This is a genomic window from Phaeovulum sp. (assembly GCF_041596715.1).
Classification (GTDB): Bacteria; Pseudomonadota; Alphaproteobacteria; order Rhodobacterales; family Rhodobacteraceae; genus UBA6213.
On sequence record NZ_JBFHIA010000072.1, the window covers coordinates 1 to 12,779 of the forward strand.

Below are 12,779 nucleotides of genomic sequence, written 5' to 3' on the forward strand. Positions count from 1 at the left end.
ACGGCGTTGTTGAATCCGTTGCAAGGGAGGCCCTTCGTCTTGGGGCCAACAAATTGCCGGTGATGACCCGCATCGTGGCCCGCGAAGACTGGTAATCCGCCAGTCCCGCAGTCGAACTAATGACATTCGCACCCTCCGGTCCACGCCGGGGGGTGTTTGCATTTCGGAGACTGGCCGAGCGTTCATTTTTGTAATGCAGATCTGATGCGGCGCTGAGATTGCGGTTCATCACCAATCCTCTCGGGCGATTGCCGAGACGCCGATCAGTGAATGCCCGCTGCGCTTCCACCTTTTGGGCCACATTTACCCGCATGGCCGGAACCGGGTGGCAGTTTTGCCGCAAATCTTGCTGTCAAAGGCATGCGGCAAGTCGCGTAATTGGCCAAGCTCGCGCGAACTGCGAAACTTTGGTTCTGGAACATACGGAACGTCGGCATGACTATCGTGTCCCCCCAGAGTCCCGGAATGGCTACACTGGTAGGGCGATTGCGCCGCGCGGTTTCTTTGCTGATCACATACCGCGCGTATCACGCCGTGCTTTATGCCCTGTTTGCGTTGGTCGTCGCCCGCATGAGCGCAACCCCGGTTCGTGGTCGTGACTATGCGGTGATCGTGCTCGCGTCCGTTGCGATATTCGTATGGAACACGGTTCTTGACCGTGCCGAGGACGCCATCGCACGCCCGGATATGAGTGCTGCCATTTCGGAGCGCCATGCAAAGATGGGCAGCAGAATCGGGGCAACGCTGGCGCTGGCGGCATTGGCACTGGCATCGGTTGGCGGCCATTTGGCGGCCATTGCGGCGTTGGCCTATGTGCTGGTAGCAGCGTTTGGGTATTCGAACGGTTTGGGCGGGCGGCCTTGGAAGCGGATATTCCTCGTCAAAACGCTGGTCGCCGTTTCCGGATGGGTGTGCCTGACAGTTATCTTTCCGGTACTCAACGCACCACCGGGGCTTTCGCTTTCCGAGTTGTCGGTTGAACATTGGGCTGCCTTGGTCTGGGTGACGAGCTTCTTTGCGGTGGGTGAAACGGGCTCTGACATCAAAGACATCGCAGCAGACGCCGCGGTGGGTGGCAAGACCGTTGCCACAACGCTGGGTGGGGGTGGCACCGTCGCCGTGACATTGGCCCTGTCCTTGCCGGGATTGATCTCGATCGCAACGCTGGTGGTCGCAAATGCACTGGCACCGCAGTTCTGGTTTATGGCGGCCACGCCGACAGTTCTGGCCGTGATCTTTGCGCTCTCGTGGCTGGCGGTGCGCGATCCGCGATTCTGCCTGCTGCGCAACCCGCGCTTGCAAGACCTGCTGGCGCATCTATGGCTATTAGTGCTGCTGGCGGCGGCGATCTGGCTCGGCGGCTAAGGCGCTGCGCCATTCAGCGCTTGCCTTCGCACCTCGCCTTCCGTATAGAGCCACATCCTGCGGGTTCCGGCGACGGAATCAGCGGAGTTGTCATTGACTCCACCAGACATAGGGTAACCCATTGGGGGCTCTCTGGTGCAAAGGAAGGAATAGGCGATATGAGCGCCAAAGAACTTGCGGCCAAGACGCCCGACCAGCTCCGCGACGAGCTGGTGGCGCTGAAGAAGGAGGCGTTCAACCTGCGCTTCCGTCAAGCAACCGGCCAACTTGAAAATACCGCCCGTATGCGTGTCGTCCGTCGTGACGTTGCGCGTATCAAGACGGTGCTGAACCAGAAAGCCGCCGAAGCGGCGGCGAACTGAGGAGAGACCCATGCCCAAACGTATCCTGCAAGGCGTCGTCACCTCGGACAAGAACGAGCAGACCGTCACCGTTCTGGTCGAACGTCGCTTCAAGCACCCGCTGCTGCAAAAGACCGTGCGTAAATCCAAGAAATACCGCGCGCACGATCCGCTGAACCAGTTCAAAGAAGGCGATACCGTCCGTATTGAGGAATGTGCGCCGATTTCGAAGACAAAACGTTGGACGGTGGTCACTGAAGCGCAGGCTTGAGTCCACTATCCAGCTTTGAACGAAACCCTGGGGGAAGTCCCCAAAGGTCGGGAGAAACCAAATGATCCAGATGCAGACCAATCTGGATGTAGCTGATAACTCCGGCGCTCGCCGAGTTCAGTGCATCAAGGTTCTGGGTGGTTCCCATCGCCGTTACGCCAGTGTTGGCGACATCATCGTGGTGTCGGTGAAGGAAGCCATTCCGAAGGGCCGTGTGAAAAAGGGCGACGTGCGTAAAGCCGTTGTCGTGCGCACCGCCAAAGAAGTTCGCCGCGAAGACGGCACTGCCATCCGTTTTGACCGCAACGCCGCCGTCATCCTGAACAACCAAGGTGAACCGGTCGGCACGCGTATCTTCGGGCCGGTGGTGCGCGAGCTGCGCGCCAAGAACTTCATGAAGATCATCTCGCTTGCGCCGGAGGTGCTGTGATGGCTGCCAAGCTGAAAAAAGGCGACAAGGTCGTCGTGCTGACCGGCAAAGACAAGGGCCGTCAGGGCGAAATCGCGTCGGTCAACCCGGGTGAAAACAAGGCCGTGGTTCAGGGCGTGAACATGGCGATCCGCCATACCCGCCAGACCCAGACCGAGCAGGGCGGCCGTGTGCAGAAAGCCATGCCGATCGACCTGTCCAACCTCGCGATCGTTGACAAGAATGGTAAGGCCACCCGCGTTGGCTTCCGTATGGAAGACGGTAAGAAAGTGCGCTTCGCCAAGACCACCGGGGAGGCGATCTGATGCTCGACCAAGCCAGCTATACCCCGCGCCTGAAAGCGCTTTACCGGGGCCAAGTTCGCGCCGCGCTGAAAGAGCAGTTCGGCTTTACCAATGACATGCAGATTCCGCGCCTCGACAAGATCGTGCTGAACATGGGTGTCGGCGAAGCGGTCAAGGACACCAAGAAGGTGAAACAGGCAGCTGAAGAGCTTAGCCTGATCGCAGGCCAGAAGGCCGTGATCACCAAGGCCAAGAAATCGGTTGCGGCCTTCCGGGTACGCGAAGAAATGCCGCTTGGCTGCAAGGTCACGCTGCGTGGCGATCGTATGTACGAATTCCTCGATCGTCTGATCACGGTGGCGCTGCCCCGCGTTCGCGACTTCCGCGGCGTCAAAGGCACGGCATTTGACGGCAATGGCAACTACGCCATGGGCCTGAAAGAGCACATCGTGTTCCCCGAAATCGACTTCGACAAGGTCGATGAGATTCTCGGGATGGACATCATCATCTGCACCACCGCGACCAAAGACGCGGAAGCGAAGGCACTGTTGAAAGCGTTCAACATGCCCTTCAACAGCTGATCGCGGAGGAACGGAACAATGGCCAAGAAATCCATGATTGAACGCGAGCTGAAGCGCGCCAGACTTGTGAAGCTGCATGCTTCCAAGCGCGCCGCGCTGAAAGCTGTCCTCGAAGACCAGGCCCGCCCAATGGAAGAACGCTTCAAGGCGTCTCTGAAGTTGGCCTCGCTGCCCCGCAATTCATCCGCCACACGGCTGCACAACCGCTGCCAACTGACGGGCCGCCCGCATGCGTATTATCGCAAGCTCAAACTTTCGCGGATCATGCTGCGTGACCTGGCCCAGTTCGGCCAGATCCCCGGCATGGTCAAGTCGAGCTGGTAAGGAGATCGCGACATGTCGATGAACGATCCTCTCGGCGATATGCTGACCCGTATCCGCAACGCGCAAATGCGCGGCAAATCCACCGTAGCGACGCCAGCTTCCAATCTGCGCGCCTGGGTGTTGGATGTGCTGGTGGGCGAAGGCTATATCCGTGGCTATGAAAAAACGACCGGTGCCGACGGCCACCCGGAAATCGTGATCTCGCTAAAATACTTCGATGGCACCCCTGTGATCCGCGAACTCAAGCGCGTGTCCAAGCCGGGTCGCCGCGTTTACGCCTCGGTCAAAGACATCCCGACGGTTCGCAACGGCCTTGGCCTTTCGATCGTCTCTACGCCCAAGGGCGTGATGTCGGACGCGGCTGCGCGCACCGCCAATGTTGGCGGCGAAGTTCTCTGCACCGTGTTCTGAGGAGGGCAAAATGTCTCGGATTGGGAAAAAACCTGTCGAGCTGCCCAAAGGCGTCAGCGCCACGGTCAGCGGCCAAACGGTAGAAGTGAAGGGGCCGAAAGGCACCCGCAGCTTTACCGCAAACGACGATGTGACGATCTCGATGGAAAGCAACCAGATCGTCGTGAAGCCGCGCGGCACCTCGAAGCGTGCGCGTCAGCAGTGGGGTATGGTCCGATCGATGGTGGAAAACCTGACGGTCGGCGTAACCACCGGCTTCAAGAAAGAAATGGAAATCCAGGGCGTGGGCTACCGCGCCGCGATTGCGGGCAACGTGCTCAAGCTGTCGCTGGGTTACAGCCATGAAGTCAACTTCGAGGTTCCGGCGGGCGTTACCGTCACCACCCCGAAGCAAACCGAAATCACTGTGGAAGGCATCGATCAGCAGCTTGTTGGTCAGGTCGCCGCGAACATCCGCGAATGGCGCGCACCCGAGCCCTACAAGGGCAAAGGTATCCGTTATAAGGGCGAGTTCATCTTCCGCAAGGAAGGCAAGAAGAAGTAAGGGGCAAGAGAAATGGCGAACACAAAACGAGAGCTGTTCCTCAAGCGCCGTCTGCGCGTGCGGAACAAATTGCGGGCGATGGCCGATGGCCGCGCACGCTTGTCGGTGCACCGGTCGAACAAGAACATCAGCGTTCAGCTGATCGACGATGCACAAGGCATCACCCTTGCCGCGGCCTCGACCCTCGAAAAGGATCTGGGCTGCTTCGGCAAGAACAACCTCGAAGCGGCGGCGAAGATCGGAGCGACGATCGCCGAGCGCGCGAAAAAGGCTGGGGTCGAAACGTGCTACTTCGATCGCGGCGGTTTCCTCTTTCACGGCAAGATCAAGGCTTTGGCCGATGCTGCCCGTGAAGGTGGCCTGAAGTTCTGAGGAGTAGAAACATGGCAGAACGTGAAAACCGCCGGGACCGCGCCCCGCGTGACGAAAACCCCGAGTTTGCTGACCGTCTGGTCGCAATCAACCGGGTGTCGAAAACCGTAAAGGGCGGCAAGCGCTTTGGCTTTGCAGCTCTGGTGGTTGTTGGCGACCAGCGCGGCCGCGTCGGATTTGGCAAGGGCAAAGCGAAAGAAGTGCCCGAGGCGATCCGCAAGGCAACCGAGCAGGCCAAGCGCAGCCTAGTGCGCATTTCGCTGCGCGACGGGCGTACGCTGCATCATGATGTCGAGGGCCGTCATGGCGCCGGCAAAGTGGTGATGCGCACCGCAGTGGCTGGTACCGGCATTATTGCCGGCGGCCCGATGCGTGCCGTTTTCGAAATGCTCGGCGTCCAGGACGTTGTGGCAAAATCGCTTGGTTCGCAGAACCCCTACAACATGATCCGCGCCACGATGGACGGACTTGCCAAGGAATCCAGTCCCCGTCAGATCGCGCAGCGTCGCGGTAAGAAGGTGGCCGAAATCCTGCGCAAGCCGGAAGCCGAAGTCGTGGAAGCATAAGGAGCAATGACAGTGGCCAAGAAAACCATCGTCGTAGAGCAGTATGCCTCGGCAGCTCGCCGCCCCGACATCCAGCGCCGGACCCTGATCGGGCTCGGGCTCAACAAGGTTCGCCGCACGCGCGAGCTGGAAGATACGCCTTCGGTGCGTGGCATGGTGAATGCCATTCCGCACCTCGCACGTATCATCGAAGAGCGCGGCTAAGGCCGATAAAGTCGAATGAGAGGCGCCCCGGATGCGAGTCCGGGGCGCCTTGCTTTTGTGCGTTTGGCGCAAGTCATGCGAATACTGCAAGGCGGCACTTCGTGATAAGCGCTGGTCGCTGCGGTGCAGCAGAGCTAATACTGCACTTGCAAAATAGAAGTGTCGGAGACTGTAATGCCCGCCGTTCGTCGCCAAACCAGCTTGATGCACGAAATTGCCCATGCCATTCACGCTATGGGTCAAATGCTCAAGAACCTGCTGCCCGCCGAACCGGCTCCTTACTGGACCGATTACCTGCGCGCAGAGCGTGAAAAGAACAACTGAGCGTAAGCCTGAGAGGCATTTTAAAACGCCCCGGCCGCAAGGCGCGGGCGTTTTGCTTTTTGTCGCTCGTGTCAGCCCGCTTGCATCACTGGCCCGCTGCGTCTATACGCCCCCGGTAGCCCGACTTGGGCTGCGAGAATCAACAAGAAATGCCGTGTTTGCCCCATCCGTCGCAGGTAGGGCAGTTCCGGCCTAGGAGTTGCGACATGAAACTGCATGAACTTTCCGACAATGCCGGCGCGGCGAAAAAGCAAAAGCGCGTGGCGCGTGGCCCGGGTTCGGGCAAAGGCAAAACCGCTGGCCGTGGTATCAAGGGCCAGAAATCCCGCTCGGGTGTGGCGATCGGTGGCTACGAAGGCGGCCAGATGCCGCTCTATCGCCGCCTGCCGAAGCGCGGCTTCAACAAGCCGAACAAGCTGCACTTCGCGGTGGTGAACCTTGGTCTGATCCAGAAGTTCATCGACGCTGGCAAGATCGATGCGAAAGCTGAAATCAACGCCGAAGCGCTGGTTGCCTCGGGCCTCGTGCGCCGCGCTCTTGATGGTGTGCGGGTGCTTGCCAAGGGCGAGATCACCTCGGCGGTGACGCTCAATGTCGCGGGTGCCTCGGCGGCGGCCATCGAAGCTGTCAAAAAAGCGGGCGGCACGCTGACCGTTCCGGCAGCGGCGGCTGAATAGCGATTGCAGGCGGCCTCTCAGCCGCCTACATAGCTACAAGTTTTCCAAGCGCCGCCAGCCGGGAAACGGTCTGGCGGTGCTTACATGAAAGAGACCAGGCATGGCATCTGCTGCAGAGCAAATGGCGGCGAACCTTAGCTGGGGCGCCTTGGGCAAAGCCACCGAGCTTCGCCAACGCATCTTCTTCACCCTCGGCCTGCTGATGGTCTATCGGCTGGGAACCTATATCCCGGTTCCCGGGATCGACGCGGTGGCGCTGCGCCAGTTCATGGAAGACGCGGCATCGGGCATTGGCGGCATCATGTCGATGTTCACCGGCGGCGCGCTTGGCCGGATGGGCATCTTTGCGCTTGGTATCATGCCCTATATCTCGGCCTCGATTATCGTGCAGCTTTTGACCTCGATGGTCCCGGCGCTCGAACAGTTGAAGAAAGAAGGCGAGCAGGGTCGCAAGAAGATCAACCAGTACACGCGTTACGCGACCGTTGGTCTGGCGCTGTTTCAGGCATGGGCCCTTGCGGTCAGCCTTGAGGCGGGCGATCTCGCGCATGATCCGGGGCTGTTCTTCAAACTCGCGGTGGTTATCACACTGGTCGGCGGCACCATGTTCCTGATGTGGCTGGGCGAGCAGATCACGTCGCGCGGCATCGGCAACGGTATTTCGCTTATCATCTTCGTCGGTATCGTCGCAGAAATCCCGAGCGCTCTGGCGCAGTTTTTCAGCCAAGGCCGCTCTGGCGCCGTTTCCACCCCGGTCATCCTCGGTGTGATAGTGATGGTGGTGGTGGTGATCGGTTTCGTGGTCTTCATGGAACGCGCGCTGCGCAAGATCCACATCCAATATCCGCGGCGCCAAGTCGGGATGAAGGTCTATGACGGCGGTTCTTCGCATCTGCCGATCAAGGTCAACCCGGCAGGTGTTATCCCCGCGATCTTTGCGTCGTCCCTGCTGCTTCTGCCCACCACGATCACGACCTTCTCGGGTTCGCAGACCGGGCCGATCATGTCGACGATTCTGGCCTACTTCGGTCCGGGGCAACCGCTTTATCTGGCCTTCTATGCCGGTATGATCGTGTTCTTCACCTATTTCTACACCGCGAACGTGGCGTTCAAATCGGATGAAGTGGCCGACAACCTGAAGAATCAGGGCGGGTTCGTGCCGGGTATTCGGCCGGGCAAGAAGACCGAGGATTATTTGGATTACGTCGTAGCCCGGGTTCTGGTCATCGGCTCTGCCTATCTGGCGCTTGTCTGTCTGTTGCCCGAGATCCTGCGCTCGCAGCTGTCGATTCCGTTCTACTTCGGTGGCACCTCGGTGCTGATCGTGGTCTCGGTGACGATGGACACGATCAACCAGATCCAATCACATCTGCTCGCGCATCAGTACGAGGGCTTGATCGAAAAATCGAACCTGCGCGGCAAGAAACGCCCAGGCCAGAAAAAGCCGCCGACGCGGCGCTAAGCCTCGGGGGGCATCATGGCAAATATCATTCTTCTCGGGCCGCCCGGGGCAGGCAAAGGCACGCAGGCGCGCCTGCTGGTAGAGCGGCGCGGTATGGTGCAGCTTTCCACCGGCGACATGCTGCGCGAGGCAAAGACAGCCGATACCCCGATGGGGCGGCGCGTGGCCGAGGTTATGGCCCGTGGCCAGCTTGTCAGCGATGAAATCGTCATAGGCTTGATCGAAGAGCGGCTGAAAGCCGGTGGCGGAGCGGGTTTCATTTTTGATGGCTTCCCGCGTACGCTGGCGCAGGCCGACGCGCTGGCGCGTCTGCTGGAGCGTATCGGCCAACGCCTGAGTGCTGCGATCGAGATGCGCGTTGACGATGAGGCGCTGCTTGCGCGTATCGTGGGGCGCTTTAGCTGTGGTGCCTGTGGCGAGGTCTATCACGACCAATCACATCCGACCGCCGTACCCGGTGTCTGTGATGCTTGCGGCTCGACAGATCTGCGCCGCCGCGCCGACGACACCGAAGAAAGCCTGAAGCAGCGGATGCTGGAGTACTACAAGAAAACCTCGCCGCTGATCGGCTATTATTACGCCTTGGGTGATCACTACGTCGTCGATGGCTTGGGCGAGATCGAAGCGGTCGCCGCGGCGATTGCAGCGGCGCTCGACAGCGCTAACTCGTCGTGAACACTTGACGGCGCTTGGATAAGCATCTAGTGGACAGCGTCTTGCTAGGGAATCGTTCCGACCCGGCGTTTTCGCCATTTCTGGAACAGAGTGGCCCGAAGGCTGTGCTTTCGGGCTTTCGGTTGTGAAAAAAGGTTCTGGTGCTACGGAACCGCAACAAAAAGGAAATAACGTTTGGCACGTATTGCTGGCGTCAACATCCCGACGGGGAAACGCGTCCCCATAGCGCTCACCTATATCGCGGGCATCGGCTCGCACATCGCAGAGCAAATCTGCGAATCGGTGGGCATCGACCGCGCACGTCGCGTCAATCAGCTTTCGGATTCCGAAGTGCTGGCCATCCGTGAATACATTGATGCCAATCTGACCGTCGAAGGCGACCTGCGCCGCGAAGTCACGATGAACATCAAGCGGATGATGGACCTCGGTTCCTACCGCGGTCTTCGCCATCGCCGTAACCTGCCCGTGCGCGGCCAGCGCACCCACACGAACGCTCGCACCCGCAAGGGCCCCGCGAAGGCGATCGCTGGCAAGAAGAAATAAGGGGAGGGTTCGCTAATGGCTCGTGATAAAACCCGCGTTAAGCGGAAAGAACGCAAGAACATCGCTTCTGGCGTCGCGCATGTGAACTCTTCGTTCAACAACACCAAGATCCTGATCTCTGACGTGCAGGGCAACGCCATTTCGTGGTCGTCCTCGGGCACGATGGGTTTCAAGGGGTCGCGCAAATCCACCCCCTATGCCGCGCAGATGGCCGCTGAAGACGCGGGCCGCAAGGCACAGGAACACGGCGTAAAGACGCTTGATGTCGAAGTTCAGGGCCCCGGTTCGGGCCGTGAATCGGCGCTGCGTGCGCTGGCTGCGGTCGGGTTGAACATTACCTCGATCCGTGACGTGACGCCGATGGCGCACAACGGTTGCCGCCCGCCGAAGCGCCGCCGGGTGTAACAATATTCTTAAGGCCCCTGCCGTGCGCAATCTGCGCGGCAGGGGCCGTTCGCATTTAACCTCGGGCGTCGCGGACTTAGGGACATGGGTCTGGGACAAGAATGGAGGCGGAACGCATGATCCACAAAAATTGGGCAGAACTGATCAAGCCGCAACAGCTCGTCGTCAAGGTCGGCAACGATCCGGCACGGCAAGCCACGGTTGTCGCCGAGCCGCTTGAGCGCGGCTTTGGCCTGACGCTCGGGAACGCGCTGCGGCGCGTGCTGATGTCGTCGCTGCAAGGCGCTGCCATCACTTCGATTCAGATCGATAATGTGTTGCACGAGTTTTCGTCGGTTGCCGGCGTGCGTGAAGATGTCACCGACATCGTGTTGAACCTCAAGGGCGTGAGCCTGCGGATGGTCGTCGAAGGGCCGAAGCGTCTTTCGATTTCGGCCAAGGGCCCCGGCATCGTCACCGCTGCCGACATCTCGGAAACCAGCGGCATTGAAGTGCTTAACAAAGAGCACGTCATTTGCCACCTTGATGACGGCGCTGATCTGTTCATCGAATTGACGGTCAACACCGGCAAAGGCTATGTCGCGGCCGACAAGAACCGCCCCGAAGATGCGCCGATCGGCCTGATCCCGATCGATGCGATCTATTCGCCGGTCAAGAAGGTCAGCTATGAAGTGCAGCCCACCCGCGAGGGCCAAGTGCTGGACTACGACAAGCTGACGATGAAAATCGAAACCGACGGCAGCCTGACCCCGGAAGACGCGGTGGCCTATGCCGCGCGTATTCTGCAAGACCAGTTGTCGATCTTCGTCAACTTCGACGAGCCGGAGTCGGCCTCGAAAGCGGATGCGGATGACGGACTGGAGTTCAACCCGCTGCTGCTGAAGAAAGTTGACGAGCTGGAGCTTTCGGTGCGTTCGGCCAACTGCCTGAAGAACGACAACATCGTCTATATCGGCGACCTGATCCAGAAAACCGAAGCCGAGATGCTGCGCACCCCGAACTTCGGCCGCAAGTCGCTTAATGAAATCAAGGAAGTGCTTTCGGGCATGGGCCTGCACCTCGGCATGGAAGTCGAGGACTGGCCGCCGGAAAACATTGAAGATCTGGCCAAGCGTTTCGAAGACCAGTTCTAAGCAATACGGGGCCGGGCAACCGGCCCCAAAATGCCCGCGCAGGCGGGGAACAGACTGGGCATGAAGCCCCAAGGTGAGCTGCCCATGCGAGGGCGGCCGGACAAAGCAAAACGAAGTTAGGAGATCAAAATGAACCACGGAGCCGGCCATCGCCGCCTAAACCGCACTCATGAGCACCGCAAGGCGCTGTTTGCCAACATGGCAGGCTCGCTGATCGAGCATGAGCAGATCAAGACCACCCTGCCCAAGGCCAAAGAACTGCGCCCGATCATCGAAAAGATGATCACGCTGGCCAAGCGTGGCGATCTGCACGCTCGCCGCATGGCCCGCGCGCAGCTCAAGCAAGATCAATACGTGACCAAGCTGTTTGACGTGCTTGGCCCCCGCTACAAGGACCGCGCTGGCGGCTATGTGCGCGTGCTGAAGGCGGGCTTCCGCTACGGCGACATGGCGCCGATGGCGATTATCGAATTCGTCGATCGTGACCCGGCCGCCAAGGGCGCTGCCGACATCGCGCGCACCGAGGCAGAAAACGCCTAAGATCGGCGCGACATTCGCGAAAAATATTAGCCCCGCCAAACAGGCGGGGCTTTTTCATGGCCGACGCAACGCCGTTTCAGCAAAATGCCACCCCTTGCAGGGTCACAAAAGGGGCAAAAAATATAGATTGACTGGAATCTGGGCAACTTGTCTAAAAAGGCATGACAACTCTGGCAGGAATCGATCTCGAACTACGCAAGCTCGGGCGCCTTGCTTCGCAAGGGTTCTTCATTGGCCTGCATATCCGCTTTACCTCGCCGCTGATGTCGTTTCAGACCTTCAACCCGTCGTGGGTGAACCATTACACAGATCAGGGCTATGTGTTGCGCGATCCAATGATCGCATGGGGGTTTTCCACCTCTGGCACCATTCGTTGGAGCGACAAGCGCCTCGTCGATCCTTACGGCATTTTCAAAGAGGCTGCGGCCTATGGCCTGAAATACGGGATAACGGTGGCGTGCGGCCCGATACGTTCACGCACCGTATGCAGTTTTGCGCGCGATGACCGCGAGTTCACCGACGAAGAAATCGCCACAATCGCTGGGATCGTCCACCACCTGCACGAAATGGTCGAACCGCCAGAAAAGTTGACCAAGGCGCAGGTAGAGGCGCTGAGGTGCATTGCGCGTGGCGACCGTCATGCCGCCGCTGCCGCAAAACTGGGCATCTCGGAGAGCGCGCTGAAAGCCAGACTTACATCCGCGCGAGACCGGCTGATGGCGCGCACAACGGTCGAGGCTATCCAGCGCGCCATAGACTACCGATTGCTCTGATCGTCGCGGGTTACTCGGTTCTTTCGGCCCTACCTCGGGCCGGCGGATCACAGCGCGCTTTTGTCTGCCTCGTCGCAAGCGTAGTGTGACCGCATGTCTGATTTGTTCGACACTTCAAACGCTGCCCAACCGCCACAGGCTCCGCGCCCGCTGGCAGACCGTATTCGCCCGGCCAGTCTGGCCGAGGTGATCGGGCAGACGCAGGTGCTTGGCCCCGAGGCACCGCTGGGGGCGATGCTTGCGGCAGGGTCGCTTTCGTCGTTGATACTCTGGGGGCCGCCCGGCGTGGGTAAAACCACCATCGCGCGGCTTCTGGCCGATGCGACTGATTTGACCTTTGTGCAGATCAGCGCGGTCTTTTCCGGTGTGCCGGAACTGCGCAAGGTGTTCGATGCCGCCCGGCTGCGTCGCAGCCAAGGGCGCGGCACATTGCTGTTTGTTGACGAAATCCACCGCTTCAACAAGGCGCAGCAAGACGGATTTCTACCCTATATGGAAGACGGCACCATCGTGCTGGTAGGGGCCACCACCGAAAACCCCAGTTTCGAGTTGAA

Annotated in this window: 22 protein-coding genes and 1 pseudogene; all 23 read left to right on the forward strand. The window is 59.8% G+C overall.

Features of this window, described 5'->3' with window-relative positions; translation table 11 throughout:
- Positions 1-95 (forward strand): annotated as a pseudogene (gene rplP / locus ABY403_RS06830) (50S ribosomal protein L16); the annotation flags it as partial.
- A gap of 370 nt (positions 96-465) precedes the next feature.
- Positions 466-1,365: a UbiA family prenyltransferase gene (locus tag ABY403_RS06835; RefSeq protein WP_372840011.1), complete on the forward strand. Its 900-nt coding sequence runs from the start codon at positions 466-468 to the stop codon at positions 1,363-1,365.
- A 158-nt stretch (positions 1,366-1,523) separates the two neighbouring features.
- Positions 1,524-1,727 carry a 50S ribosomal protein L29 gene (gene rpmC / locus ABY403_RS06840; RefSeq protein ID WP_372840012.1) on the forward strand — a complete coding sequence of 68 codons (204 nt, stop codon included), beginning with the start codon at positions 1,524-1,526 and terminating at the stop codon, positions 1,725-1,727.
- Positions 1,728-1,737: 10 nt separating this feature from the next.
- Positions 1,738-1,977, forward strand: a complete 240-nt coding sequence (rpsQ, locus tag ABY403_RS06845) for a 30S ribosomal protein S17 (RefSeq protein WP_372840013.1) — start codon at positions 1,738-1,740, stop codon at positions 1,975-1,977.
- A 61-nt stretch (positions 1,978-2,038) separates the two neighbouring features.
- The gene (gene rplN / locus ABY403_RS06850) at positions 2,039-2,407 is read left to right on the forward strand and encodes a 50S ribosomal protein L14 (RefSeq protein WP_013066055.1); all 369 of its coding nucleotides are present in this window, start codon (positions 2,039-2,041) and stop codon (positions 2,405-2,407) included.
- Positions 2,407-2,712, forward strand: coding sequence for a 50S ribosomal protein L24 (rplX, locus tag ABY403_RS06855; RefSeq protein ID WP_372840014.1), 306 nt, complete (start codon positions 2,407-2,409; stop codon positions 2,710-2,712). The genes rplN and rplX overlap by 1 nt, the downstream gene beginning before the upstream one ends.
- On the forward strand, positions 2,712-3,272 hold the full coding sequence (gene rplE / locus ABY403_RS06860) for a 50S ribosomal protein L5 (protein ID WP_372840015.1): 561 nt from the start codon (positions 2,712-2,714) through the stop codon (positions 3,270-3,272). The genes rplX and rplE overlap by 1 nt, the downstream gene beginning before the upstream one ends.
- An 18-nt stretch (positions 3,273-3,290) precedes the next feature.
- Positions 3,291-3,596, forward strand: coding sequence for a 30S ribosomal protein S14 (gene rpsN / locus ABY403_RS06865; protein WP_372840016.1), 306 nt, complete (start codon positions 3,291-3,293; stop codon positions 3,594-3,596).
- Between the two features lie 12 nt (positions 3,597-3,608).
- Complete coding sequence (gene rpsH / locus ABY403_RS06870; protein WP_372840017.1) at positions 3,609-4,007, forward strand: 30S ribosomal protein S8; 399 nt, start codon at positions 3,609-3,611, stop codon at positions 4,005-4,007.
- 10 nt (positions 4,008-4,017) lie between these two features.
- Complete coding sequence (rplF, locus tag ABY403_RS06875) at positions 4,018-4,551, forward strand: 50S ribosomal protein L6 (RefSeq protein WP_372840031.1); 534 nt, start codon at positions 4,018-4,020, stop codon at positions 4,549-4,551.
- Between the two features lie 12 nt (positions 4,552-4,563).
- Positions 4,564-4,923 (forward strand): 50S ribosomal protein L18, encoded by a 360-nt coding sequence (gene rplR / locus ABY403_RS06880; protein WP_372840018.1) that lies wholly within the window; start codon positions 4,564-4,566, stop codon positions 4,921-4,923.
- Between the two features lie 11 nt (positions 4,924-4,934).
- Positions 4,935-5,489: a 30S ribosomal protein S5 gene (gene rpsE, locus ABY403_RS06885; protein WP_372840019.1), complete on the forward strand. Its 555-nt coding sequence runs from the start codon at positions 4,935-4,937 to the stop codon at positions 5,487-5,489.
- Positions 5,490-5,495: 6 nt separating this feature from the next.
- Positions 5,496-5,693 carry a 50S ribosomal protein L30 gene (gene rpmD, locus ABY403_RS06890; protein ID WP_372840020.1) on the forward strand — a complete coding sequence of 66 codons (198 nt, stop codon included), beginning with the start codon at positions 5,496-5,498 and terminating at the stop codon, positions 5,691-5,693.
- Positions 5,694-5,867: 174 nt separating this feature from the next.
- Complete coding sequence (locus ABY403_RS06895; RefSeq protein WP_372840021.1) at positions 5,868-6,017, forward strand: hypothetical protein; 150 nt, start codon at positions 5,868-5,870, stop codon at positions 6,015-6,017.
- A gap of 206 nt (positions 6,018-6,223) precedes the next feature.
- Positions 6,224-6,694 carry a 50S ribosomal protein L15 gene (gene rplO, locus ABY403_RS06900; protein ID WP_372840022.1) on the forward strand — a complete coding sequence of 157 codons (471 nt, stop codon included), beginning with the start codon at positions 6,224-6,226 and terminating at the stop codon, positions 6,692-6,694.
- A 100-nt stretch (positions 6,695-6,794) separates the two neighbouring features.
- Entirely contained in the window at positions 6,795-8,156 is a 1,362-nt protein-coding gene (secY, locus tag ABY403_RS06905) for a preprotein translocase subunit SecY (RefSeq protein ID WP_372840023.1), read from the forward strand.
- A gap of 15 nt (positions 8,157-8,171) precedes the next feature.
- Positions 8,172-8,831 carry an adenylate kinase gene (locus tag ABY403_RS06910; RefSeq protein WP_372840024.1) on the forward strand — a complete coding sequence of 220 codons (660 nt, stop codon included), beginning with the start codon at positions 8,172-8,174 and terminating at the stop codon, positions 8,829-8,831.
- Between the two features lie 174 nt (positions 8,832-9,005).
- A complete protein-coding gene (gene rpsM / locus ABY403_RS06915; protein ID WP_372840025.1) occupies positions 9,006-9,374 on the forward strand; it encodes a 30S ribosomal protein S13 in 369 nt (122 codons plus the stop codon).
- Positions 9,375-9,389: 15 nt separating this feature from the next.
- Positions 9,390-9,779 carry a 30S ribosomal protein S11 gene (gene rpsK, locus ABY403_RS06920; RefSeq protein ID WP_372840026.1) on the forward strand — a complete coding sequence of 130 codons (390 nt, stop codon included), beginning with the start codon at positions 9,390-9,392 and terminating at the stop codon, positions 9,777-9,779.
- 116 nt (positions 9,780-9,895) lie between these two features.
- Positions 9,896-10,912 (forward strand): DNA-directed RNA polymerase subunit alpha, encoded by a 1,017-nt coding sequence (locus ABY403_RS06925; RefSeq protein WP_372840027.1) that lies wholly within the window; start codon positions 9,896-9,898, stop codon positions 10,910-10,912.
- A 129-nt stretch (positions 10,913-11,041) separates the two neighbouring features.
- The gene (rplQ, locus tag ABY403_RS06930) at positions 11,042-11,452 is read left to right on the forward strand and encodes a 50S ribosomal protein L17 (protein WP_372840028.1); all 411 of its coding nucleotides are present in this window, start codon (positions 11,042-11,044) and stop codon (positions 11,450-11,452) included.
- Between the two features lie 161 nt (positions 11,453-11,613).
- A complete protein-coding gene (locus ABY403_RS06935) occupies positions 11,614-12,225 on the forward strand; it encodes an autoinducer binding domain-containing protein (protein WP_372840029.1) in 612 nt (203 codons plus the stop codon).
- A gap of 93 nt (positions 12,226-12,318) precedes the next feature.
- Positions 12,319-12,779 (forward strand): AAA family ATPase (locus ABY403_RS06940; protein WP_372840030.1); only part of this gene is annotated, 461 nt, incomplete at its 3' end.